Below are 23,545 nucleotides of genomic sequence, written 5' to 3' on the forward strand. Positions count from 1 at the left end.
AGGAGCTCTTTTTTTGTTGTGCATTTCAATTTTAAGGCTTGACAACGCGTCTGGTGTCATGGTAATTTTTAGTAGGGAAACCGGTTTCCCTAAAATTCGTTTGTTTCTATGCCAAAAACATCGCTGGAAAGGTCGTTTTTAATCCAAGAAGTAGGTTTTAGTGTGTTATGAATACGCTTTAATAAGAGAGGGAGATGCGCGCGATGAAACGTAAGTTATGGTACGTGCCCGTTCTGATTACATCTATTCTTCTTTCTACTGTGATTAATTTATTCATCTTAGCGCCACAACAGGCAGATGCGGCCAGCATCGGTACGATTAACGAGAATGATACCATTTATCAGATTATGGTTGACCGGTTTAATGACGGGGACTCTTCCAACAATGCTACGGGAGCGGCAATTCGCTATGGCGAGAACTCTGAAGAAGATTTCCGTTATATGAAAGGCGGAGATTGGCAAGGGGTGATCGACAAGCTGTCTTATATTAAAAATATGGGCTACACCGCGATCTGGATTTCCCCAGTGGCGGAGCCGCAAATGACGAATCGGGAGAACAATGGCAGCGGTAAAAATACAGCGTATCACGGGTACAATGTTAAGGACCCTAACGCAGCCAATCCCTACTTTGGTACAAAGGAGAAGCTTAAGGAGTTAGTGGATTCCGCACATGCGGTTGGCATCAAGGTAGTGATCGACGTTGTGCCGAACCATATCGGGGATTATATGCTGGGTACCCAAGCCTACTATGATATCCCTAGTCTGCAGCCAGCAGCTCCTTTCAATAACCCGGCTTGGTATCACCATAATGGAGATATCAACTGGTCTTTGGCAGACGGAAGATACGATCAATGGGCACAGGATTACTTAGAAAATCATGATCTAGGCGGACTGGATGACATTGACTTCGATGTCCCTGCTGCTAAAAAAGCCGTATTTGATTCGATTAAAGGCTGGTTTGACTATACAGGAGCAGATGGTGCGCGTGTAGACGCAGCCAAGCTGATGAAGCCGACTGATATTGGTGAACTGCAAAATTATCTGGGGGTTAATACCTTTGGCGAGAATTTTGACGGCAATGCTGAATTTGTCTCACGCTGGGTCGGCAACAACAAGGAGTGGGGCATGCTTGATTTCCCAATGTTCTTCTCCGTTCTAAATAGCTTCGCATATGGGCAGTCTTTTGACTCCAATATTAAAAGCACCTTGGCACAGGATTCCTACTACAACGGAAATGCCAATCACATGGTTACCTTTATCGACAATCATGACCGCAATCGTTTTCTCACAGAAGCTGGAGGAAGCGTAGATAAGCTGCAGAACGCTTTGACTTTTATTTTTACAGTGCGTGGAACACCCGTAGTCTTCCAAGGTACGGAACAGAACAAAGGCAATGGTAATGGACAGATTATGACGGGAGGCATCGCCGATACCTGGAACCGCTGGTCAATGGTGAAACGGGATGCAAACGGCAATGTATTAGAGAATTATTTTAATGAGAATGCCAGCACCTACAAGCACGTAGCCAAACTTAATGAGATTCGGAAAAATAATCCGGCACTCCGTACAGGCACTCAACGTGAAATGTGGTCTGCACAGAACTTATATGCTTTTTCACGTCGTATCGACACTGGAACTAATCTGGGGCAGGAAGTTATCTCCGTATTCAGTAATAAATCCAGCGGCTCGCAGACCGTTACCATTCCACTGCGTGCAGAGAGCAGCTTGGCAGTCGGGACGGTTCTTTATAACCAGTTGAACACTTCGGATACGGTAACTGTACAATCGGGTGGAGCAACTGGCAAGCAGATCACTGTAACCGTGGGTGCAAATGCAGCCAAAATTTATGCAAAACAACAGCTTCCTACAGATACAGTGGCTCCAACTGTACCAACTAACGTGACCGCAACTGTTCAAAATGCATCCAGTGCTTTAGTAAGCTGGACCGCTTCCACCGACAATGTAGGTGTGACCGGATATGAAATTTATCGCAACGGCGTCAAAGTGGGTACATCCGCAACTACTTCATATACGGATAACGGATTATCCGCCAGTACTACGTATGACTATACGGTAAAAGCAATGGATGCAGCAGGCAATCTATCCCTCCTTAGCGCGATTGCTTCAGTGACAACACCAGCGGGGAACAGTGTCACTATTTACTATAAGCAGGGCTATACCTCGCCTTATATTCATTATCGCCCTGTAGGAGGAACTTGGACGACATCACCAGGTGTGGCGATACCTGTCTCTGATGTAGCAGGCTACAACAAAATAACGATTAATATCGGCTCAGCCAGCCAGCTTGAAGCTTGCTTTAACAATGGCAGCGGTACTTGGGACAGTAACGGGGGCAGCAACTATTTATTTAGTGCCGGCACCTGGACTTATACACCAACTGGCAATATTCAATCGGGTGGACCAGTGACGCCGACACCAACGGTAACGCCGACACCATCACCAACCGTAACGCCTACACCGACGGTAACGCCGACACCGACGCCAACCGTAACACCAACAGCAACACCAACGCCAACACCGACGCCAACGGTAACGCCGACACCGACCGTAACGCCAACGCCAACTCCGACACCGACCGTAACGCCTACACCAACGCCAACGGCAACACCTGTCGGCAGCACGGCAACGATCTATTATAAGAATGCGGCTTATAGCAGCTCTTATATCCATTATAAGCTCGATGGTTCAACGGTCTGGACGACGTCTCCAGGCGAGCAGCTCCAAGCTTCTGCTTTTACAGGATATAAGGCGGTTACGATTCAGCTGGGCACGGCAGCTGGGCTGACCGCAGCCTTTAATAATGGCAGTGGCACATGGGATAACAATGGCGGCAATAACTATCATTTTGCTGCGGGCACCTGGAGTATGGTGAATGGCAACATCACCGCAGGAGAACCACAAGCGGATAGTGTTACATTCCGAGTAACTGTTCCTGCGTCTACTCCTGTGAGTGGTCCCGTTTATCTCTCCGGTTCCTTCAATAGCTGGAATGTGGCAGATCCGAACTACCAACTGACGAAGGGCAGTGATGGTATTTACTCCATCACACTAAGTCTACCGGCGGGAACAGCAATTCAATACAAAGTTACACGAGGCGCTTGGACTAATGTGGAGGTGAATTCGAATGGATCGGATCTTTCCAATCGAACTCTTACGCCATCAGGCGGTACACAAACCGTAAATCTGACGGTTCAGCGCTGGAAGGATCTATAAGCTTCATAATATCTACAGTTTAAACACAACAAGGAGCGGCTCCCGTATGGGGCCGCTCCTTGGTAAGCAGTATGAAGCTTTTTAATTGCAGAAAGTACAATTAGACTTTCTGTTTGAAGCTGGTAGAAAGATTTAACTGTATTTTGTACAGTAGAATTCAGGAAAAAGGCTGTTTTTTGCCAATTTCACGAGTTTTGACTGCACAAAGTGCAATTAAATCGAATGTTACCCATCTTATAAGGATTTCTATTGCACAAAATGCAATTAAATCCGATGTAGCCATTTTAGCTACTCAAATTCGATCAAGCTAAAGCAGTTACTCCAGACAATCAAGCCGAATCAGCACTCAGCGCAATAAAGCTCAGTCAGCTACACAAGCTCAATCAAGCTCAGTTAGTTACTCCAGACAATCAAGCCGAATCAGCACTCAGCGCAACCAAGCTTCTGCCTCCTCACTAAGTTCCCGCCGGGAACTGGGATCTCATGGTTGACTCACGGGGAATGAGTTCTGGCTCGAGAAGCAAATGCCCGGTAGGCATGTTGTTATTACGAATGCGTTGCATCAGCAGCTCGCCTGAAGATACCCCCAGCTGGAACGTGTCGATATTCAGAGAGGTTAGAGGAGGCGTAGTATAACGGGACAGAGGATATTCATCAAAAGCTGCGATGCCGAGCTGTGATGGAACATGAATATCCAGTGATTTTGCAGCTTGAAGCACCCCGAAGGCAACATAGCTGTTCATGCATACTACGGAGTCTGGTCGATCTTCGCTCTGTAGAAGCTCAAGTGCAGCATGATAGCTCTCATGTTCATCAGCCTTACAATTGATAATCCATTGCTGCTGATCCGCAAGATCTGCTTGCTGCAATGCTTGCAAATATCCACTCAGACGATGGGTATAAATCTTTTCCTGCTGCTGCCCGCCTATGAAGGCTATTTTGGAATACCCCTGCTTTATTAAATGTGAGGTCAGCATGCCGCCGCCTGCTTCATTATCGAAATCGACCCAGCTTCCGGGAGTCATAATTTCGCCGATGGAGATGTAGGGAAACTCCAAGCGGTTCAGTTCTTCGCAAAGCTCTTCCGTAAGTACGGAGTTATTCGCTATGATTCCGTCGACACGTTTGCTGAATACAAGTCTATTTAGAAAATGTCCTTCCGGACTACTATGCTGCACATTGGAAATAGTCAGCTCGTATTTTAAAGGCGCAATTACACTTTCTATTCCACCGATGATGTTGTAGAAAAACTGGTTTAGAAATTCACTTTCCTTGGACATATCGACCAGGAGACCAATATTACAGCTGCTTTGTCTGGCTAATCCAGTAGCGATACTGCTTGGTGTATAGTTCATCTGCTTCATAATTTCGCGAACTTTGTGTTTCGTTTTCTGTGATATTTTTGGGGAATCGTTTAATACTTTGGATACGGTAGATTTAGCCACATTGGCTGCTTTGGCAATATCAGAAATGGTTACTTTCATTGTCTTCCCCTCATAATCCGGAACGGTATTTGTAACCATAATAACACAAATTTAGCAGTCTCTCTAATCACAAAGAGTCTCATAGATTTAAAGATAAAAGCATAAAAAAGGAGTTTGGAAGTTATGCCTCATACATGGTTTTTATATCATACAAGTGAAGATCCGTTTGCCTATCCTGTGGGTACGGGCATCTTGAAGCTCAGACTGTTCACGCAAGCTGGACAGCAATTATCCTGTACCGTCATCTACTCAGACCGTTATGATTCTCCGGGGCATGAAGTTCCTTTGCAGATGGAGCGGATTGGGTCGGCAGGTGTTTATGAGATACATGAAGCGGTCATTGAGAACCCTACGAAAAAATGCAGATATCTATTCCATGTAACTAATCCTGCGGGTGAATATGTCTGGTATGGAGAGAGAGGGGCGTCGGAGAGCCGCGAACGTGCGGGTTCTTTTCAATATGCATATCTCCATCATTCTGAGGCGTTGAAGTTACCTTCATGGAGCATGGATGCAGTAACCTATCAAATCTATCCTAGCAGTTATAACGAAGGGACCTTACAAGGCATTTCTGACAAAATGCCCTACTTGCAACAGTTAGGAGTAAACGTTGTTTATATGACGCCTGTATTTGAGTCTCCTTCAGAGCATAAGTATAATACCTCCGATTACTATAAGGTTGATCCAGTATTTGGGGATATGGAAGGATTGAAGGCGCTGGTCAGCCAGGCGCACAGGCATGGAATCAAAGTGATTTTAGACGCTGTGTTTAATCATTCGGGAGACCGCTTTTTCGCGTTTAAAGATGTGTTGGCAAAAGGAGAGCTATCTCCGTATAAAGATTGGTTCTTCATTCATTCCTTTCCGGTTACGCAGACGCCTGTACCCAATTATGAAACGTTTGCCAAAGCTGAAGCGCATATGCCAAAGCTGAACATGGACAATCCGGATACGGCGAATTACATGATTGAGGTTGCGAAGTATTGGGTGCGCGAGACAGGGATTGACGGCTGGCGTCTGGATGTGGCCAATGAAGTTAATCCGCGTTTTTGGTCCCGGTTTCGGCAAGAGCTCAAATCTGAATATCCTGAAATCCTGCTGATCGGTGAGATTATGCATGCTTCTGGGCCATGGCTTAGAGGGGATCAGTTCGATGGAGGAATGAATTATGTGCTTCGTGATGCAGTGTTGGAATTTTTTGCGGAACAATCTACGGGGCCAGTTCGCTTTATAGAGCAATTGCTCCATCAGGAGGCATTGTATAATGACCAGGCGAATTCGGCAATGTTTCAGTTGCTTGGCAGCCATGATACCCTGCGGTTTCTTACGGCATGTAAAGAAGGTGGGCGTGGTTGGGACCACGTGAGTACCGCTGTTGAACGTATGATGCTGGCTGTTTTTTTCCAGATGACCTATATCGGTATTCCAATGATCTATTACGGGGATGAGGTTGGGATGGAAGGGGCGACAGACCCCCACTGTAGAAAAGCTATGATATGGCAAGAACAAGCTCAGAATGCAGTGCTGCATAAGTGGTATCAACAATTGATTTCTCTGAGAAAAAGCCATGAAGTTCTGCGCAAAGGTTCGTTTCGTCCTTGGTTTACTGATGAAGTTCGTAATGTGCTTGGCTACATACGAGGTGTGGAGCACGAGAAGATAGGGCTGATTATCAATAATTCTCCAAACCCGTACCAACTAGAGCTTAGTCCATATCGAGCTGATAAGAACGAATTAACTGATTTATTGTCTGGAGCAACTTTTAAAAATAATAATAAGCTTACGGTCAGCATTGAACCTTTTGGCTGTTTGATGTTGTATTAAAAAAGAAAAGGCCCCTCTCTAAGGAAAGGGACCTTATTCTAATTTACAGCACTTTTTTTGCTTCTTTTGTTCTTTAAGTCTCTATATTCCTGTTTCTCCCATTGTTTCAGCAACGGAAACGGATCAAAAGCCCATTCGGTAATTCCGCGATCGCGGTAAATGCCAAAGTGTAGATGTGGAGGAAATTTTCCTTGTGTTCCGGGATTGCCGTAACCCGAGCTGCCTACCCAGCCAATAATCTCACCGGGGGTGACTATATCTCCGCGAGAAATGGTTTTGTTATATCCAGATAGATGAGCGTAATAATGGTAACGGTTCTCGATATCGCGAATGCCAATTCTCCAGCCGCCGTACCGGTTCCAGCCTTTTGTCTCTACTAAGCCAAAGCAGGTGCTTCGTACTGGCACTCCTTGAGGTGCAAATAGATCTGTTCCTTCATGGATACGTGCTCCGCCCCAGCTTCTTCCAGTACCCCAAGTGCTACGATAAGAATAAAGGTTACTTAGGGGAAGCGGGAAGGCATTGCCGGATAGGTCCAGCCGTCCAAAATGTTCATATAACTTCGCGAACTGGGTAATGCGCTGCGAGGCGCGGCCATTGTGATAGTACTCCCAGACCCCGATACTGAAATCACTAGCGGATTGTCCATACTTCAATAAGTGTCTAGCCATACTATACAGAACGTCCGCATCATTCTCTGGATCAGCAATGCCGTCTCCTGAGCCATCACTGCCAAAACCATCAAAGAAGCTAATGGATTTAGGGGAAGTATCCCCCTGATCCGGATTAAGTGGACCAGCCCATACCGGTGCCGGGATTTTTATGGCTGTAAGGCGCGTGGAGACAGGCTGCCCTGAGGCTCCCTTTTTGGCGAGCGTGCGTTCATATTGATCAATGGCTGCGAACCTAAACCAAGGGATACCAGTAGCTGCGCTCATTTGCTCATAAATCTGTCTACGGCCAGACCATTGCGCTTCTTTGCTAGCACTAGCGGGATCCCCGCTGCTCATCACCGGTTGGATAGTAGGCCGCGCTACAGCTGCTGCAACGGGAAGGTTTAAACCACCCCAAAGGATAGCGGCCGCGGACAGGCATAACAGGGTTCTCCGGTTTTTAATATTTTTAAATAGGGCCAGCAAGATAACAGCCTCCTTTTGTCCGGGCATTAAATTGAATGTAGTCACTTCGGATGAAGCTTTTTTATAGATTGGTGCAAAATACTACTTTTTATCCGTTCTTGTCTAAAGGTACCAGAAAAATCTCGCTGGAAACTCCAGATGATACACCCTGCATATTTCACAAAAACAGGCAATTGTAAATCGCACATGTTATAATATGAGGCAGCAACTTTCATCTGCAGCATCACATTCAGGAGGAAGCGGGGTTTATCATTTTGTCTAATAAAACAGCAAAGCAACCTAAACCGGATTGGATTAAGATTAAGCTAACTACCGGTGACAACTATCAGGAAATCAAAAGCATGATGCGTTCCAAAACTTTACATACCGTATGTGAAGAAGCTAGGTGTCCGAATATTTATGAATGCTGGGCAAACCGTACGGCTACCTTCATGATTTTAGGTGATATTTGTACACGCGCATGCCGTTTTTGTGCAGTAAATACAGGGATGCCTACAGAACTGGACCTGCAGGAGCCTGAACGTGTAGCTGAAGCTGCAGAGAAAATGAATCTTCGTCACTGTGTGGTGACTAGTGTGGCCCGCGATGATCTTGCGGATGGTGGCGCTCAGATTTTTGCTGAGACGGTCGCGGCGATTCGTAAACGCCTTCCGTTATGTAGTGTTGAAGTGCTTATTCCAGACTTTTTAGGAGACCGGAATAGTCTTGAGATTGTCATGAACAGTAATCCAGACATTCTTAATCATAATATTGAGACCGTGGAACGGATGTCAGATCGTGTACGGGCTAAAGCGAAGTACCCTCGTTCCTTGGAATTGCTGCGCAGAGCCAAGGAAATGAAACCAAATATTCCAACCAAATCGAGCATCATGCTTGGTGTCGGTGAAGAGTGGAATGAGATTTTACAAGCAATGGATGATTTGCGAGCCGTAAATTGTGATATATTGACTTTAGGACAATATTTGCAACCCACTCCAAAACATTTAAATGTCGAGAAATATTATCCACCGGAGGAATTTGCACTGTTGAAGGAAGAGGGAATGAAGCGTGGCTTCAGCCATGTGGAATCAGGCCCGCTAGTTCGCAGCTCTTATCATGCGCATGAGCAGGTGAAGTCTGCAGCTCAAGCTCGCGAGGAGCGTGCGGTTTCTTCTAGCTAATTATTGCTTTTCTGTGGTTTAATTCACGGAGAATGTTAGTAAGAGGAGGAAGAGCGACAGCGTTCTGAAATCTCTGCTCTTAGGTTACCCATAAAAATCGTTGATTTGCGTCATTGGAGGGGAATATTGGAGCTGTAGGAGCGGTTCGAGAACAGCGACCGAAAGCCCAATATTCCACATAGATGGTGGTATAATCAACGTCATGATTCCCAAAGAAAGGCAGGCGGCAAAAGGTTTGATCGTAATAGGCGGAAAAGGCTATGAACTTATGTTGGATCATAAGGATGGTTGGAATCCGGAGGCATTTCGCGGGAGATATAGCGAGGTGCTGGAAAGATACGACTATATTATCGGTGACTGGGGTTACAGTCAGTTGCGTTTGAAAGGTTTTTACCGGGACAACCATCCTAAGGTGAATCGGGATACAGCGATTTCGGGTATGGTTGATTATATTAATGAATACTGCAATTTTGGCTGCGCTTATTTTGTGCTGCATAAATTGAAAGAGGTACCACAAGAAGGCATGTTCAAGGATATTTTGATCAAAGAAATACCAGAGCCGAGTGATGAAGAGGCCTTGGAGCAAGAATCGGAAGCTAGTGATGAAGCGGCTGCAGATAAAGAGTTTTCTGCTAAAGAAACATCCTCTAAGCAAGGCTCGAATCACTCATTGGCATTTAAAGAGATGACTTCTTCTAAGGACAATATGGCGAAGGATAGACCTGTGAGAGAACATCAGAGCCGAAATCACCGGGGCAAGGATTCACAGGGCAAGAAATCCAAAAAGGATTTCCAAGGCAGACCGCCACAAGGTCAGTCTCAGAAGCCCCAAAACACACCAAAACCTCAAAGCGCTCAAAACAACCAGAACAATCAAAACAACCAGAACAATCAAAACATAGAAAATTCACAACCTTAATGATGAAAGCTGAACCATAAGTAGAGTCCTTCTACGAATGAGCCAGCTTTTTTTCTTATAAAAAATAGCAGAGTTGCGTTTCTCCCGGTACTTGGAGATCGCTGCTCAGTGTTGCTGTGTGTTGCTCAGTGTTGCTATGCTGCTCAGTGTTTCTGCTACTCTGTGTTGCTCTGTTGCTCTGTTGCTCTATACTATTAGTCGTTGGCTGCTTGACCCAGCAGTTTCATCATCCCCCGAGGCTTAAGGACCCAGATGCCGTTATTTGCGAATTTTCAGCCTTTTGAGCAGGGTTTTGGACTCCAATGATGCTATTCGTTAGAAAGAGGGGAGTAATTATGGTGTCTTTTATACCAATAGCGACTATGGGGTCCGATAGCATAACAAATATGGATTAATATTGCGATTAGGGTCATCCATGTCCGATAGGTGCTACAGATGTTTCGTAGGTGCAAATATTATCAAACTAAACAAAAAACAGGAGTTGTCCCAACGGCCATTTCATGGCTTATGTGACAACTCCTGTTTTTACTCATGGGTGCTTGATTCAGCAGCTTAATGATTAGCTAGATTAAGGATCTATTTTACAGATAATTTCAATTGTTTCTGTGTTGCATTGTAACTCCATACAAGCGCAGGGAACTTCTTCTTAAAGGCATTTAATTCAATGAAGGTCTCGCCGTTCTGAGAAAGCGCCTCTTTGGAGGACAACGTAAAGCCGGTCGCTTTACCTGTCCCGTTCGTTACGATGACTTTTTTGTTCTTGGCATCCCATGTGATGTCGCCTTCGATCAGTGCACCTAGTACGAGCGAAGAAGCATAAGTCTTATCTCCTTGCTTTATTAGACCCACATTACCAGCAAAGGCAACCCCGTTGACATTCAAGATATGATGATCACCGGAAACCTCAATGCTTTTCATTCCTGCAATCTGTAGAGCGGTAATCAGCTGCGCAGTTTTGCCTTTAACCTCAATATCCGGTGCAAGCCCGATGTGATTAAAGTCTTCTTTATTTGGAGTTAGATATTTCTGCGTAGTCAGCTTCAGCATGTCTCCATTGGACATTGGAAGCAGGCTCTGAATACGTGCTTTGCCGAAAGAACGAGTGCCTACGACGGTAGCGAGCTTATTGTCGCGTAATGCGCCAGTAAGCGCCTCAGAAGCGCTGGCAGTGTACTCATTCGTTAGAATAACGACGGGTACGCCTATTTTGCTGCCACTGGTAATCGTTACTGGAGTTAGTGCTCCGGTTTGATCGGAGGTATACATCATGATGCCTTTATCCATGAAATTAGAGACAATGTTGTATGCCGAATCCATATAGCCGCCTAAGTTGTCACGCAAATCAAGCACCATCGATTTCATACCTGCTGCACGCATCTTTTTCAGCATAGCGGCAAATTCTTCATCGGAATTCTGTGTGAAACCACTCAGTGTGATGTAGGCTATCTTCTGTCCAACAATAGTTCCGGTAACAGAAGTCGAGCTGATTTCATTTCGGGTTACACGAAATGATTTAGTCACTCCATTCCGGAGCACCTGCAGAGTGACCTTGGTGCCTGCGGCTCCGCTTAACTCGTCTCCTTCGGTCTCTTCAACGGGGATTCCGTTAATTTTGACTATCGTATCACCGCGTTTCAGACCTGCTTGTTCTGCAGGCGAACCGGGTGTTATGTCTTCGATGTAGAGTTCTGTTGCGGTATATTGCAATCTAACACCAATACCAACGTATTCCAGATCAACATCATGTTCAAATTGTGCCGCTTCCTCGGTATTGAAGTATTGGCTATAAGGATCATCCAGGGTGTTCACCATGCCGTCAATGGCTCCACGAATCAAAGTATCCTTATCTACACCGGAGAGGTTATAGTTCTCCAGAATATTCATGACTTCATTGATAAGATCACGGTTATCTGTAGATGCCTGAGCGGCATCGGCAGCAGAAACTACTGGAGCAAAAGTTAGGGATAAAGCCAGACAGCTGCCTAAAAGTGCACTTATTACTTTATTGGATTTCATGGAATCATACGCCCTTTTTATATAATTTATAAGATAAGAAAGTATACACTGCACGAATTAACTTTCTGTGACGTATGGTTTTAGGATTTCACAAGTTTATAGTAAACGCTATAGGTGTTATCAGTAGTCCATACCCCGCTATCCGACTTGGATAAAATGAAGATAGTGCCTTGCTCAAAAGTTTCCTCTTCACTGGCATCTTTCTCTTTGTTTTCCACATAAATAGCTGCTTCTTTGGCGCTAAAATAGTAGATATTTGAAACGCTTGGAGTATAAGTGACGTCGTATGAAGTAAAGAAATCTTCCAGATCTTCCTTAAGGGAGGTATCATATTCTTCTCCGTATGAAGTCATGGTGGAAAGAACAGCCGCCGGATTTTGTTCATTCATAGCTTGATAATATTTGGTGATATTACCTTTGATGGCATCCGCATCATTTTGAGGAATGTTAGCTGCTGTTTTTAGAGCTTGTTCACGAGTCAGCAGTATCACGGAGCTTTGGGATTCCACAGATGATATTTTCCAGCTTCCATTCTTGCGGACAAGTGTATACATGTATTCGTCCTCTGTATCTGGCGTATAGGCCCCACCTGTCCGGCGAGAGCTTTCCAGTGTATACACAGTAGCGTCATTGCCTGAAATATCAATGATTTCCAAACTCTCAATAGTATTTTTTATATCAAAAATCTCAAAGGATGCATTGAGATCCGCCACTGACTCCGCATTAGAGGATTCTGAATCCATAAGGGAATAGAAGCTAATTGCTTTTTCTTCATTAAAATACTTATTAGACAAACGGATTAATGCTGTAATCGCTGCTTCGTCCTTATCTTTGGATACTGGGGTGGTAATTTGCACGCTTCTGCTGGTTGAATTCCAGACGGCTGTGCCTCCGGTTGCCTCTGCGATAAAACGTAAAGGAATGTATGTAGTGCCAGCTGAGGAGACTGGTGCGGTGGTCAGTTTTTTCACGGTTCCGTTAACGGTTGCACGGTTGCTGCCAATTTTCAGGCTGATCGCCAGATTTGAACTTTTACCTGTTACTGTTCCAGTCTTGGCATCCCAAAGCACCTGCAGTCCAAGCTTTTCGAAGATGACCCGGAAAGGGACAAGTACAGAATTGTTCGCTAAGTAAGGGGTTCCTGCGGTAAAGGAAACCTTACTGCCGTTGATATAAACATCAATCGGTTTTGAAGCAGCAAAAGCCGGGACCGCCAGTATCAGGGCCAGAAGACTTATGCTCAAGAGGGATAATAATTTTTTCAACAGTACTCTCTCCTTTTATGTAACTCTTTGTAAAATAGCCTCATTATACCATTTGATTTCTCTCTATGTCTATCAATTGGTGTTAGTTTTGTCACACCAAAAAGAGCCGGAGATATTGAAATCTCCAGCTTTTTGATCCCCTGATCTCAGACTAAGAAAGCTTCACGGACACGGTTCCAGAACGGAAACGGACGATATCTTGCGAAGCTGACTTTTTTGTCTGAAACTTGACAGCGTACTGAAATCAGGTCATCAACAGGAATGTTGTTATGATCTACGGTGAGCAGCAAACGCTGGTCTTTACATGAAAAAATGTCACAATGATGATGCTTTGGCAGTAGTAGCGGCGAGCCCATTGTCCGGAATACACGGTTGTTAATAGACGCGATTTCGGCAATCTGCAGCGCTTCTATTGAAGGGTGAACCATAGCGCCCCCTAGGCTTTTGTTATAAGCTGTACTGCCAGAGGGAGTTGAAATACAAAGTCCATCGCCCCGGAACATTTCGAAGGTGACATCGTTGATGTCGATTTGGATCATTATAGTTCCATCCACCCCTTTAAGGGTAAATTCGTTGAGGGCAATGTGAGACGAAGATCCCGATTTTTTGTGAATCTCCAGCTCTATTAATGGATATTTCACAATACGCGGTTTCTGCGGCTCAGATTCACCGGTTCCGCACATATAATCGATTAAGGTGGGCAGCTCTTCTGCTTGCCAGTCCGCATAGAAGCCGAGGTGTCCTGTGTGCACACCTACAAAGGCTAAGTTGGGAATCTGGTCGATAAAGGTATGAAAAGCGTGCAGCATTGTGCCGTCTCCACCTATCGAGATGACGATTTCCGGAGACTCGGCATCCAGTTGCAAATCCCGCTCCGCCGCCAGCTTGTGAAATTGCTCGGCAAGTTTGATTGACAGCTCATCACCGCGGTCCAGAACATAATATCTCAAGATGTACAAGCTCCTTTATATAATTCCGTCATACACCGATCATAATCAATCTTGCCCCGGAACACAATATGTAATCAACTTCGGCGCATCAATCGGAGCATTGCCATAAAGGCAGGGATAAGCAGTGACACTAGAAGAGCAGCGGCTAGTATAAGACTCAGTAGAGCTAGACTGGCAGTGACACCTGAGGCTGAAGGTGTAAAGGCAGTGGAGGCAGGCAGAGAGACCCAGGCAGAAGACAATCCTGATCCCATCACAGGCTTCCATAGCAGCACCACGAGACCTGCTGCGAGTATGGCATGTATTAGTCGTGCAGTTAAGAACGGCAGATAACGCAGCCCGGTACCGTTCAAAATACTGGCGACTTGGGCATGTACAGATAATCCGCCCCAAGAGAGAATAAAGGCAGCTGCTGCGACCTTGAATTGAAGCGGGATGGAAGAAGCGGCTTCACCAGCAGAACGAGCACCTATGGTGACCTCGAACAATCCGCTGATCAAGGCCTGAGCTAATTCGGGAGGCCCTCCAACAAGGGAGACGAGAGATCCGGCCAGGCTAAATAGTGAGGGCAGGATTCCGGCACGGGCAAGCAGCTCCATTAGCACGTTGAAGAATACAACCAGACCCCCTACGACAATAATAAGCTGTAGCGAGGATTGGATCGCTCCTTTTAACAGTTCCCCGAAGCTCCGTCCATCCTTGCGCCGGGCTTCGGACATCGCAAGGAGTGCGGCATGTATTCTGCCGAATCCTTGTTTTGCTGGAGCAGAGGGGGCGTCAGAACTACTTTTTGTTGGGTCTTGGGTGGGAGTCTTTTGTTCCTTACGTCCATGAAATGACATTAGGAGACCAACCATTAAGCCACTTCCGTAGTGGGCTAGTGCCAATATTAGCCCCAAAGAAGCATCGCGAAAGAACCCAACGGATACCGCCCCTAGTAGAAAAATAGGATCGGAGGAGGTTGTAAATGCTACAAGGCGTTCACCTTGGATTCTGCTGATCAGCTTCTGCTCCCGCAGCTTAGCGGTTAATTTGGCTCCAACGGGATATCCTGATACATATCCCATGGCCGCGACAAAACCACCGCTGCCAGGTATACCGAAGAGGGGGCGCATCAGTGGATCAAGTAAAGCGCCGAAGAGATGGACAATGCCTAAGCCTAGCATGATTTCAGAAATGACGAAGAAGGGAAACAGTGAAGGGAAGAGCACGTCCCACCAGATGGCCAGGCCACGTAAGGCTGCGGCAAGAGATGCTTCAGGATGAAGTAACATCAGCAGCATACAACCAGCCAATATGAATCCCAGCAGCGGGCCGCCAATCTTTTTAAAAGTCATAATTAACGCCTCCTGGTCTATGGTTAGATGTATGCAAAAAGAGGGACAAAAAGCACAAAAAAATGGAGAAAGCGGTTACAATTATCTGTGCTTTTTCGCAGGAATTATGATATTATGTAATAAATAAATGCACCCTCTGTTACACGATTAAATGGGATGGAGTGATGGCGATGAGCGTTATAGCCGGAGTTCTCGTTTGTGCTTTTGTATATGTAATCCGGGTCTCTCTCGTCCCTCCTGGTGATGAGGAATTTAGGACCTACTAACCTTACTCTTCAGGCGCTGAACTATAGTTTAGCGCCTTTTTTCTGTAGTTTAGAGAGCACTTTCGACGGATATCCGTGTTATGCTTATCTTTGGTATAATAAAATAAGTAACGTTTCATTAATATGGAAGAAGGCTGGTAACCTCAATGAATCCAAATGAGAGTATATATGACAATCTAGGGGGGGCTGAAGCACTACATCGGTTGGTGGAAGTGTTCTATGCCAAGGTACAGCTTCATCCGCAGCTGGGACCCTTGTTCCCTGAAGATATTACTCCAGTTCTGGAGAAGCAATATCAATTCCTGACACAGTTTTTTGGCGGGGGTCCGCTTTATTCGGAATTACATGGACATCCCATGATGAGAGCAAGGCATATGCATATTCCTATTACACCAGAACGTGCTGATGAGTGGCTACAATGTATGAAAGAGGCACTGGTGGAGACTGGAGTCGAAGAACCACTGCGTTCATTCGTGCTTAGCCGCCTTGCAGGTCCTGCACATCATTTTGTTAACATGCCCCAGGAATAACAAGGGACAGGTTGATCCTGAAAGGAATGAGAGTACTTGACAGAGTTAATACCCCTATATTCTATTAAGGTCAAGTGTTGCAACTGTGAAAATGAATTTTCAACCTCGCGGGTACGTCCTAGTCTAAAAAAGGCTATTCGGCGTGATGCTGATTTCTGCGCGTATTATAAAAATGAGAATCCGGATTATTATGTTGTACGGGTCTGCCCCAATTGCGGGTTTGCCTCCACAGAAAATTCGGCTGACAAGCTGACGGAACGTCAGCGTAAGGCATTTAATGAGCAGGTAGGGAAACGCTGGAAGAGCCGTGACTTTGGGGAGAAAAGAGACTGGGAAACTGCGCTCGAGACCTATAAGCTGGCGCTTTTATGTGCTCAGAGTATTAACGATAAAGATCGGATTATTGCAAGTCTGCTGCATCACATTGCTTGGCTCTATCGCTACCAAGGGGAGACTGAGCAGGAGAAGCGTTTTTTACGTTATTCTTTGGACGAGTATGTTAAGGTCTATGAAAAAGATGGCATTGCCGGCAATGATGCCCGGCTCATGTACCTGATCGGCGAACTTAATCGGCGCATCGGAGAATACTCAGTGGCTGTGATGTGGTTCTCCCGTCTGATTAATGATCAGAAGATTATGGATGCGGCGATGATTCGAGCGGCACGTGAGCAGTGGGTTATTTTACGGGAGCAAATGCGTGCTGAGGCTGTAGAGGTTGAGGTTGATGTCGAAGGCTTGTCTTCAAGTTCATAACGATTTGCGAACAACAAAAAGCGCAGAAGAGAATTTAATTCTCCTCTGCGCTTTGTAGAAAGAAAATGTTAGGATTTGCTTATCTGACAGCTCGATCGAACAAAAGGTAATCGCCGTCATTATCTATAACTGTAGGACTGGCGCTGCAGCAGGGGAAGACAAGCAGTTTTTTCTTGCCGTCACGAACGATTTGTAATTCTTTTGGCTTCATAGGCAGAAGCACATTCTCTGAGTTGCAGAATGGACAGTATTGCACATACATATCGCCTAGAATGATGTCATAAGGCCAGGTATGACTAAAAGGAATCATTGTGAGTCCTTCCCAGAAGGAGTCTGTTCATTTTCGCCCTCAGTTTGTGGGGGATTTTGTTTTTTGGATAGCTCCGCTATTTTTTGTAGTAAAATATGTTGGGGCATATGCATCAAGTGTTCCAAAGGAACGCCTAGTTGCTTGGATAACGTAATGGCTGTTTCCGGTGAAATTTGTAGTGGCTTCATATGAATGCCCTCCTAAAGTTTATCGGCTATAAATGTTCAGATATCGTTATTCACTTTACCATGGTGTTAAGACAATTACAAAGAAAGTCAAATGAAAGCAAAGGAATGGTGAGTACAAATGAAACAACCGTTATCACTGACTTGGGAACTGGATACTATTTTTCCGGGGGGGTCTTCGTCTGCAGAACTAGAAGGTTTCTTGAGCAAGCTTGAAAAAGATATTTTATCCTTACAGGGCTTTGTGAAGGATGCTGTGGCACCAACGGATGTTGCGTCTACAAAAGCATTGGATGAGGTTATAGCATTGCTTCAGAGCTGTTCAGGAAGACTTGTGGAGGTCACTTCCTTCGCAGACTGTCTAGGCGCTCAGAATCAGATGGACAAGGGTGCGGTAAGACTGGCAGCCAAAGTGACAAGCATGCGCGCCGGATTCGAAGGGATCAGCTCGCAATTTAGCAATGTACTGCGTCAGACTACGGACAAGGTATGGGCTGAGTGGATGGCTCGTCCAGAGATTGCTCCTTTAACGTTCGTACTGAGCGAGAGCCGTGATTTGGCCCGTGAGAAGATGAGCCCTGAGCTGGAAAGCTTAGCGTTGGAATTAGCTGTTGACGGATATCATGGATGGAGCGGACACTATGATACGATTGTAAGCTCAATCAAGATCCCATTTGAGGATGAAGAAGGAACAAAGCTGCTTTCTGCAGGTCAAGCTTTTAATAAGCTGGATGATCCAGATCCAAAAGTGCGTCAAGCGATGTTCCATAAATGGGAAGAGGCTTGGACTGAAGCGGCAGATAATTGCGCAGATACTTTAAATCACTTAGCAGGCTTCCGCCTGAAGCTCTATAAGGGCAGAGGCTGGGACGATGTTCTAAAAGATCCGCTCAGCATCAATCGTATGACACAGGACACCTTAAATACGATGTGGGACGTAATTACGAAGAGCAAACCTGTACTCGTGTCCTACCTTCAGCGCAAAGCCAAGCTGCTGGGGTTGGATTCCCTCTCATGGGTCGATGTCGAAGCTCCTGTAGGCAAATCCTCCGGCAAAATCCCTTATGATCAAGCTGCGAAGGATATCGTCACACAGTTCCGTAAATTTAGTCCTAAGATGGCTGAGTTTGCAGAGCGTGCCTTTGATAATAACTGGATCGAGGTTGAGGATCGTAATGGCAAACGTCCTGGTGGATTCTGTACTTCCTTCCCTGAGAGCAAAGAATCACGGATATTCATGACTTACAGCGGCACACCTTCCAATGTTTCAACATTGGCCCATGAGCTGGGACATGCCTATCATTCCTACTTGCTTGATGATCAACCTGTATTTAATCAGAATTATGCAATGAACGTTGCAGAGACCGCTTCAACCTTTGCAGAAGTGATTGTATCTGATGCTCAGGTTAAAGCTGCGGGCAATGCAGAGGAGAAGCTGGCACTGCTTGAAACGAAGATACAGAACAGTGTGGCATTCTTTATGAACATTCACGCTCGATTCTTGTTCGAGACTCGCTTTTATGAAAAACGTAAGGAAGGCCTTGTAAATGCTGAGGAACTGTCTGCTCTGATGGTGGAAGCACAGAAAGAAGCTTTCTGTGGTGTGCTTTCTGAATACCATCCTCACTTCTGGGCGTCGAAGCTGCATTTCTATATCACAGATGTACCTTTCTATAATTTCCCGTACACTGTTGGTTATATGTTCAGTACAGGCTTATATCGTCTGGCATTACAAGAGGGAGCTTCCTTTGCAGACAAATATGATAGCTTGTTGCAGGATACCGGCGTGATGACATTGGAGGATTTGGTGCTCAAACATTTGGGTGTGGATCTGACTAAGCCAGATTTCTGGCAAGGGGCTACAGATTTGATCGTGGCTGATATCAACGAGTTCTTGGAGATGACTGAGCATTTAGCATGAAATGTCTAAAATAAGACAAATTTCAGTGCGCTAAAAATAACGGAATTTCAGTGTGAACACGCAAAGACCCCGGTTAAGGGGTCTTTTTTTAATGGTTAAATGTCGAAAACTCCCGTTTTATAAAAATTAATATACGAATGATCTATGAATTTTGCGCATTACTAGGGATAATAACCCAATTTTGTAGAATAATGTTGTTTGGCGTATTTAAGGGGTCTATAATGAGCCTTGAGCCTTATATAAGGCTTGCAAGGAAGACTAATGAGCTTAGCTCAAAAAGCTTAAGTAAGCGCATACTAAGCCGATTTGTACGAAGTAAACTCGAAGTAGCTAAGCTCACAAACAATATAAATCGAACCAGAAACTTGGGAAAAGGGGAAGGAGTGGCGGAGGGGAATTTTGGAACTGTAAGAGCGGGAGCGACCGCCTTTGTCTCCGAATTTCACCCGCTGTACGCGTAAGAATTCAAGAAATTTGGAGACAACAGCGGCTGGAAGTCCAAACATTCCCCGCAGTAGCGACGGATCCTTAGCCTAAATATTTAGGGTTCGATTTATAAAAGACGAAGTGAACTCGAAGAAGCTAAGCTCACAAAACTTTTAGGAGGAAAGATATGCTTAAGACAGAACAGCTATCCTTAGCAAGACAGATGGATTTGGTGTTTAGGGAACTGCAAGAGGAATTATCGGGACTATCTTCCGGTACGGTATTTGTGCAAATACGAAATAATACCATTGGCAAATTCGGCATACGTCATCACCCTCTAGCCGGTCGGGGTGGTGGATTCACAGAAGTAAAGGAAGGAATAACGGAGAGTCAGCAGTCTTCTTTTCGTCTAATGGCACTGGAGAGTCTGAAATACAAACGGCGCTGGACTCATGGTGAGATCAGCTATGAATTCGCTATAAGACAGGGGAAGCTAATCGTAGATGCTACGCTGGAGTCCAATTATAATATGGCAAATCTGATGATTCGATCTCCCCGTAATGCTTACGCCGAGAGTGCTGATCAATTTTTAAGTTAAACGTTTTACATAAAGATTGCATGCAGCTCGGATTATAGGGTATAAATTAGAAAAACCTCCCACAGCTTCTGGAAGAAGTGTGAGAGGTTTGAAAGCTAGTCGGCAATGGGCTTTTTAAGACCTCAGCCGGATAAAACACTTAAGATAACGATGTTACTGACGACCGGACAGTTGTTGTTCTGCCAGTTGTACTAGACGTTTAGTGATGTAACCTCCCAAAGAACCAGTTTCGCGGGAAGTGTAGTTCCCGTAATAACCGTCAGCTGGGATCGTTACTCCAAGCTCTTGTGCTGCTTCATATTTCAATTGTTGCAACGCTGCATTTGCTTGAGGAACTACAAGGTTATTGGAACGGCTGCTACGACCTTGACCTGCTTGACCCATGTGTGTCACCTCCTTCGCCCGTTGTGAAGATAGTATGAGCGCTAAGAGGCTAATTCATGCATGCTATCGAAAGGTTTTAAGGATGGTAATTATTAGTCGATTAAAAGTAAGGGTAGGAAAGCCTAAATAACTAAGCTCGCACAAAAAATCGGCCTTCTCTTACGTAAACGCAAGGGAAGACCGATATAATGTATATCTGCTTTAATTCTCGGGATAGATCATTTCCAGCATAGTGGACAGCTCAAGGCTTTGACCTGGTTCTACCTTCAGCAAGCCAGTGAAGGAAGGATCGTCGGAAACGTTAGGAGCATCCGGGAGCCAGGTATAAGGTTCGATGCACAGAAATTGATCGGCTGGTCCTTTGGTATACAGGACCCAGTGGCGAAAAAGATTCTCGTCGGCCGTATAACGAAGACCATAACCATCATCGCGTAATAACAATGCTTCTACGGGCTGCTTGTCACCAATACGCAGAGCGGTATCAAAATTAGTTCCCTGTAGGTTAATTCCAGAATTTAGAGAATCTAGATCACCGAGTGGAATTAGATTGCCGCTAGGGAGCAATTCATCGTTTAGTTCATAAATGCTGTTTACGGGCAATTTGAGATTCCAGCGTTCAGGTTCTCCATCGATCATAAACCAGGTGTGATAACCGATCCCAAAGGGAATACGATGATCGCCGAGATTTGTAACCTTTAAAGTCTGGCTGAGCCGGGCATCCTGAAGCCTGAATGTCATTTCGAATTTGAGTGGAATGGGAAATTGCTCCATCCAGTGTGGATCATCTTCAGTAAGGAATTCAGTAGTGACTGCACAACCGTCCTCGTCTTCTTCAATATCGCTGACACACCAGGATTGAGTCCGGTGTAGACCATGGATATGATTGTCACCAGCGGTATTCTGGTCAAATTGATAACTTGTACCCTCGAATTGAAATTTTCCTTTACGAATTCTTCCGGGTGGAATTAAGAGCGGGATGCCAAAATGGTAAGGTTTTTGCATAAAGAAAGCTTGATCGCTTTCATCAGGCCGCCGCAGAATTTCCCGTTGTTCCTTTACATCAAACAATGAAATCACGTTGTTTCCTAGTCGCGGCAAAAGCGTGACTTCCAGTTCGCGGCTGTGCAAAATATAAGTATCATAACCGCCCCACTGCCCTTTGGTCACCTGTTTCATGAGATATGCTCCTTTATCGTAACTGTAATCGAATAGAACATGGATAACCTTATCATAACAGATTTATACGGAAGTGGTTAAGTGATTTGACAACTTCTCTTTATGGTTCTATGATGAAGGCATTAAATTATGATGAGAATGTGATGACGGGGACAAGTAGGCAGGAAATGTACCTTCAGAAAGCCGGTGGTTGATGCGAACCGGTAGGACACTCTTGATGAATGGACCCCTGAGCGCCGCGCTTGAACGGGAGCAAGATACCCTAGTAGACCGGCCGGATCTTCCCCGTTAACGGAAGACTAAGGCTGTTTCCTTTTGACTATACAAAGGTTTAGCAGCGAATAAGGGTGGCACCACGGTCTCACGTCCCTTGCGGATGAGGCTTTTTTTGCGTTCTCGGAAATTGGAAATCACATCTAACGGAGGTCTATATTATGTTGAAAAAAGTAATGTCAGGCATACAACCGAGCGGTTCTCTAACTTTGGGTAACTATATCGGAGCGCTGAAAAATTTTGTGAAGCTGCAAGACGATCATCAATGTTTCTTTATGGTTGTCGATATGCATGCGATCACCGTTGCTCAAGATCCTGCGGCACTGCGTGAGCAGTCTGAAGCTGTAGCTGCACTCTTTATCGCGGCAGGAATTGATCCTGTGCGTTCGAATGTATATATGCAGTCCCATGTGCCTCAGCATGCGGAATTGGGTTGGATCATGACTACGCTAACGGCAATGGGCGAGCTTGAGCGTATGACACAGTTCAAAGATAAATCATCAGGTAAGGATTCGGTTGGCGCGGGCCTATTCGTATATCCTTCTTTAATGGCAGCAGATATTCTTGTTTATAATGCGGATCTTGTGCCAGTAGGTGAAGATCAGAAGCAGCACTTGGAGTTGACCCGTGATTTAGCTGGCCGATTTAATAACCGTTTTGGCGAATTCTTTACGATTCCTGAACCGTATATCCCTGAAGTGGGCGCACGCATTATGTCTCTGGATGATGGCACTAAAAAAATGAGCAAGAGCAGCCCAAATGCAGGCAGCTATATTGCCCTGTTGGATTCGCCGGATGTGATCCGTAAAAAAATCAGCCGCGCAACGACTGATTCTGGACGTGAAGTTATCTTTGATCCGGCTAATAAGCCAGAGATTAGTAACTTGATGAGTATTTACTCGGAATGTTCTGGAATGTCCCTCCAGCAAATTGCCGATCGTTATGAGGGACAAATGTATGGTGGCTTTAAGAAGGATCTTGGGGAAGTGGTTGTGTCCACACTTGAGCCTTTGCAACAAAGATATCATGAAATTCGCAGTTCAGGTGCGATCACTGATATTCTTGCCGAAGGTGCTGAACGCGCACGTATTGTTGCAGCTGAGACATTGAATGGCGTAAAAGAGCGGATGGGCTTTCTGCCAGCTCGTTAATCTAATCAGAGCTTAAGCTTTCCTGTTTGCGTCTGATTCTGGCTTTGAGGATAAATCCCCAGCCAATATTCAATACGCAGAGAAAACCAAGCAGAAGTGCTAGCCAGAAGCTATAGCTGATCGCGATTGAAGCGGCAGTGAGAATAAGAATAGAAGAACAAGCGAACCAAAGTGAGAGTCCTTTACCCATTAAGAGCCTTCCTTTCCGTGTCTGCTAAAATGAATCCCGGAGTATTATAAATACT

At 45.2% G+C, this 23,545-nt stretch carries 20 protein-coding genes and 1 other annotated feature; of the genes, 9 read left to right on the top strand and 11 right to left on the bottom strand.

Features of this window, described 5'->3' with window-relative positions; all coding sequences use genetic code 11:
* Positions 1-203 precede the first annotated feature (203 nt).
* Positions 204-3,233, top strand: coding sequence for a carbohydrate binding domain-containing protein (locus MHH49_RS14650; RefSeq protein ID WP_076178958.1), 3,030 nt, complete (start codon positions 204-206; stop codon positions 3,231-3,233).
* Between the two features lie 455 nt (positions 3,234-3,688).
* Here the strand turns inward: MHH49_RS14650 and MHH49_RS14655 are convergent, their stop codons facing one another.
* On the bottom strand, positions 3,689-4,717 hold the full coding sequence (locus MHH49_RS14655; RefSeq protein ID WP_094903751.1) for a LacI family DNA-binding transcriptional regulator: 1,029 nt from the start codon (positions 4,715-4,717) through the stop codon (positions 3,689-3,691).
* A gap of 123 nt (positions 4,718-4,840) precedes the next feature.
* On the opposite strand from MHH49_RS14655, the gene MHH49_RS14660 reads away from it, so the two are divergent.
* Positions 4,841-6,541, top strand: coding sequence for an alpha-glycosidase (locus MHH49_RS14660; RefSeq protein WP_341138220.1), 1,701 nt, complete (start codon positions 4,841-4,843; stop codon positions 6,539-6,541).
* Positions 6,542-6,579: 38 nt separating this feature from the next.
* On the opposite strand, the gene MHH49_RS14665 is transcribed toward MHH49_RS14660, so the two are convergent.
* Positions 6,580-7,680 carry a M23 family metallopeptidase gene (locus tag MHH49_RS14665; protein ID WP_036685322.1) on the bottom strand — a complete coding sequence of 367 codons (1,101 nt, stop codon included), beginning with the start codon at positions 7,678-7,680 and terminating at the stop codon, positions 6,580-6,582.
* Positions 7,681-7,934: 254 nt separating this feature from the next.
* Between MHH49_RS14665 and lipA the strand changes: the two genes are divergently transcribed.
* Together lipA and MHH49_RS14675 are read left to right on the top strand one after the other, a co-directional pair.
* Complete coding sequence (gene lipA, locus MHH49_RS14670; RefSeq protein WP_036685320.1) at positions 7,935-8,840, top strand: lipoyl synthase; 906 nt, start codon at positions 7,935-7,937, stop codon at positions 8,838-8,840.
* 235 nt (positions 8,841-9,075) lie between these two features.
* Positions 9,076-9,759, top strand: coding sequence for a YutD family protein (locus MHH49_RS14675; protein WP_081390260.1), 684 nt, complete (start codon positions 9,076-9,078; stop codon positions 9,757-9,759).
* A gap of 576 nt (positions 9,760-10,335) precedes the next feature.
* On the opposite strand, the gene MHH49_RS14680 is transcribed toward MHH49_RS14675, so the two are convergent.
* From MHH49_RS14680 to ylbJ, 4 genes are all read right to left on the bottom strand, one after another.
* Positions 10,336-11,775, bottom strand: coding sequence for a S41 family peptidase (locus MHH49_RS14680; protein WP_051491374.1), 1,440 nt, complete (start codon positions 11,773-11,775; stop codon positions 10,336-10,338).
* An 80-nt stretch (positions 11,776-11,855) separates the two neighbouring features.
* Positions 11,856-13,040 carry a copper amine oxidase N-terminal domain-containing protein gene (locus MHH49_RS14685; protein ID WP_339824670.1) on the bottom strand — a complete coding sequence of 395 codons (1,185 nt, stop codon included), beginning with the start codon at positions 13,038-13,040 and terminating at the stop codon, positions 11,856-11,858.
* Between the two features lie 146 nt (positions 13,041-13,186).
* Positions 13,187-13,990, bottom strand: a complete 804-nt coding sequence (locus MHH49_RS14690) for an NAD kinase (protein ID WP_076105311.1) — start codon at positions 13,988-13,990, stop codon at positions 13,187-13,189.
* 74 nt (positions 13,991-14,064) lie between these two features.
* Positions 14,065-15,327 carry a sporulation integral membrane protein YlbJ gene (gene ylbJ, locus MHH49_RS14695; protein WP_076224540.1) on the bottom strand — a complete coding sequence of 421 codons (1,263 nt, stop codon included), beginning with the start codon at positions 15,325-15,327 and terminating at the stop codon, positions 14,065-14,067.
* A gap of 412 nt (positions 15,328-15,739) precedes the next feature.
* Between ylbJ and MHH49_RS14700 the strand changes: the two genes are divergently transcribed.
* Both MHH49_RS14700 and MHH49_RS14705 read left to right on the top strand, forming a co-directional pair.
* Complete coding sequence (locus MHH49_RS14700; RefSeq protein ID WP_038573207.1) at positions 15,740-16,123, top strand: globin domain-containing protein; 384 nt, start codon at positions 15,740-15,742, stop codon at positions 16,121-16,123.
* 36 nt (positions 16,124-16,159) lie between these two features.
* Positions 16,160-16,876, top strand: coding sequence for a DUF2225 domain-containing protein (locus MHH49_RS14705; RefSeq protein ID WP_038573205.1), 717 nt, complete (start codon positions 16,160-16,162; stop codon positions 16,874-16,876).
* Between the two features lie 79 nt (positions 16,877-16,955).
* Here the strand turns inward: MHH49_RS14705 and MHH49_RS14710 are convergent, their stop codons facing one another.
* Positions 16,956-17,186 (bottom strand): hypothetical protein, encoded by a 231-nt coding sequence (locus tag MHH49_RS14710; RefSeq protein ID WP_036685307.1) that lies wholly within the window; start codon positions 17,184-17,186, stop codon positions 16,956-16,958.
* Positions 17,183-17,374, bottom strand: a complete 192-nt coding sequence (locus MHH49_RS14715) for a YycC family protein (RefSeq protein WP_038573204.1) — start codon at positions 17,372-17,374, stop codon at positions 17,183-17,185. Before MHH49_RS14715 ends, MHH49_RS14710 begins: the two co-directional genes overlap by 4 nt.
* A 118-nt stretch (positions 17,375-17,492) precedes the next feature.
* Here MHH49_RS14715 and MHH49_RS14720 point away from each other — a divergent pair, with 118 nt between their 5' ends.
* Positions 17,493-19,292, top strand: coding sequence for a M3 family oligoendopeptidase (locus tag MHH49_RS14720; protein WP_038573202.1), 1,800 nt, complete (start codon positions 17,493-17,495; stop codon positions 19,290-19,292).
* 613 nt (positions 19,293-19,905) lie between these two features.
* Positions 19,906-20,316, top strand: coding sequence for a hypothetical protein (locus MHH49_RS14725; protein WP_036685297.1), 411 nt, complete (start codon positions 19,906-19,908; stop codon positions 20,314-20,316).
* 153 nt (positions 20,317-20,469) lie between these two features.
* Here the strand turns inward: MHH49_RS14725 and MHH49_RS14730 are convergent, their stop codons facing one another.
* A complete protein-coding gene (locus MHH49_RS14730) occupies positions 20,470-20,700 on the bottom strand; it encodes an alpha/beta-type small acid-soluble spore protein (protein WP_036685295.1) in 231 nt (76 codons plus the stop codon).
* 201 nt (positions 20,701-20,901) lie between these two features.
* Positions 20,902-21,876, bottom strand: a complete 975-nt coding sequence (locus MHH49_RS14735) for an aldose 1-epimerase (RefSeq protein ID WP_038573199.1) — start codon at positions 21,874-21,876, stop codon at positions 20,902-20,904.
* A 134-nt stretch (positions 21,877-22,010) separates the two neighbouring features.
* Positions 22,011-22,250: a binding site (T-box leader), on the top strand.
* 63 nt (positions 22,251-22,313) lie between these two features.
* On the opposite strand from MHH49_RS14735, the gene trpS reads away from it, so the two are divergent.
* Positions 22,314-23,300, top strand: coding sequence for a tryptophan--tRNA ligase (gene trpS / locus MHH49_RS14740; RefSeq protein ID WP_036685592.1), 987 nt, complete (start codon positions 22,314-22,316; stop codon positions 23,298-23,300).
* 1 nt (position 23,301) lies between these two features.
* Here the strand turns inward: trpS and MHH49_RS14745 are convergent, their stop codons facing one another.
* Entirely contained in the window at positions 23,302-23,490 is a 189-nt protein-coding gene (locus tag MHH49_RS14745) for a hypothetical protein (protein WP_038573198.1), read from the bottom strand.
* Positions 23,491-23,545 lie beyond the last annotated feature (55 nt).

This window comes from Paenibacillus sp. FSL F4-0122 (assembly GCF_038002845.1).
In the GTDB taxonomy this organism is placed as follows: Bacteria; Bacillota; Bacilli; order Paenibacillales; family Paenibacillaceae; genus Paenibacillus_AQ; species Paenibacillus_AQ odorifer.

What these genes read in the sequence shown, in the direction of transcription:
- MHH49_RS14650 (WP_076178958.1), top strand. Translation starts at nt 204, where the DNA reads ATGAAACGTAAGTTATGGTACGTGCCCGTTCTGATTACATCTATTCTT.
- MHH49_RS14655 (WP_094903751.1), bottom strand. Translation starts at nt 4,717, where the DNA reads ATGAAAGTAACCATTTCTGATATTGCCAAAGCAGCCAATGTGGCTAAA.
- MHH49_RS14660 (WP_341138220.1), top strand. Translation starts at nt 4,841, where the DNA reads ATGCCTCATACATGGTTTTTATATCATACAAGTGAAGATCCGTTTGCC.
- MHH49_RS14680 (WP_051491374.1), bottom strand. Translation starts at nt 11,775, where the DNA reads ATGAAATCCAATAAAGTAATAAGTGCACTTTTAGGCAGCTGTCTGGCT.
- ylbJ (WP_076224540.1), bottom strand. Translation starts at nt 15,327, where the DNA reads ATGACTTTTAAAAAGATTGGCGGCCCGCTGCTGGGATTCATATTGGCT.
- MHH49_RS14700 (WP_038573207.1), top strand. Translation starts at nt 15,740, where the DNA reads ATGAATCCAAATGAGAGTATATATGACAATCTAGGGGGGGCTGAAGCA.
- MHH49_RS14710 (WP_036685307.1), bottom strand. Translation starts at nt 17,186, where the DNA reads ATGATTCCTTTTAGTCATACCTGGCCTTATGACATCATTCTAGGCGAT.
- MHH49_RS14715 (WP_038573204.1), bottom strand. Translation starts at nt 17,374, where the DNA reads ATGAAGCCACTACAAATTTCACCGGAAACAGCCATTACGTTATCCAAG.
- MHH49_RS14720 (WP_038573202.1), top strand. Translation starts at nt 17,493, where the DNA reads ATGAAACAACCGTTATCACTGACTTGGGAACTGGATACTATTTTTCCG.
- MHH49_RS14725 (WP_036685297.1), top strand. Translation starts at nt 19,906, where the DNA reads ATGCTTAAGACAGAACAGCTATCCTTAGCAAGACAGATGGATTTGGTG.
- MHH49_RS14730 (WP_036685295.1), bottom strand. Translation starts at nt 20,700, where the DNA reads ATGGGTCAAGCAGGTCAAGGTCGTAGCAGCCGTTCCAATAACCTTGTA.
- MHH49_RS14735 (WP_038573199.1), bottom strand. Translation starts at nt 21,876, where the DNA reads ATGAAACAGGTGACCAAAGGGCAGTGGGGCGGTTATGATACTTATATT.
- MHH49_RS14745 (WP_038573198.1), bottom strand. Translation starts at nt 23,490, where the DNA reads ATGGGTAAAGGACTCTCACTTTGGTTCGCTTGTTCTTCTATTCTTATT.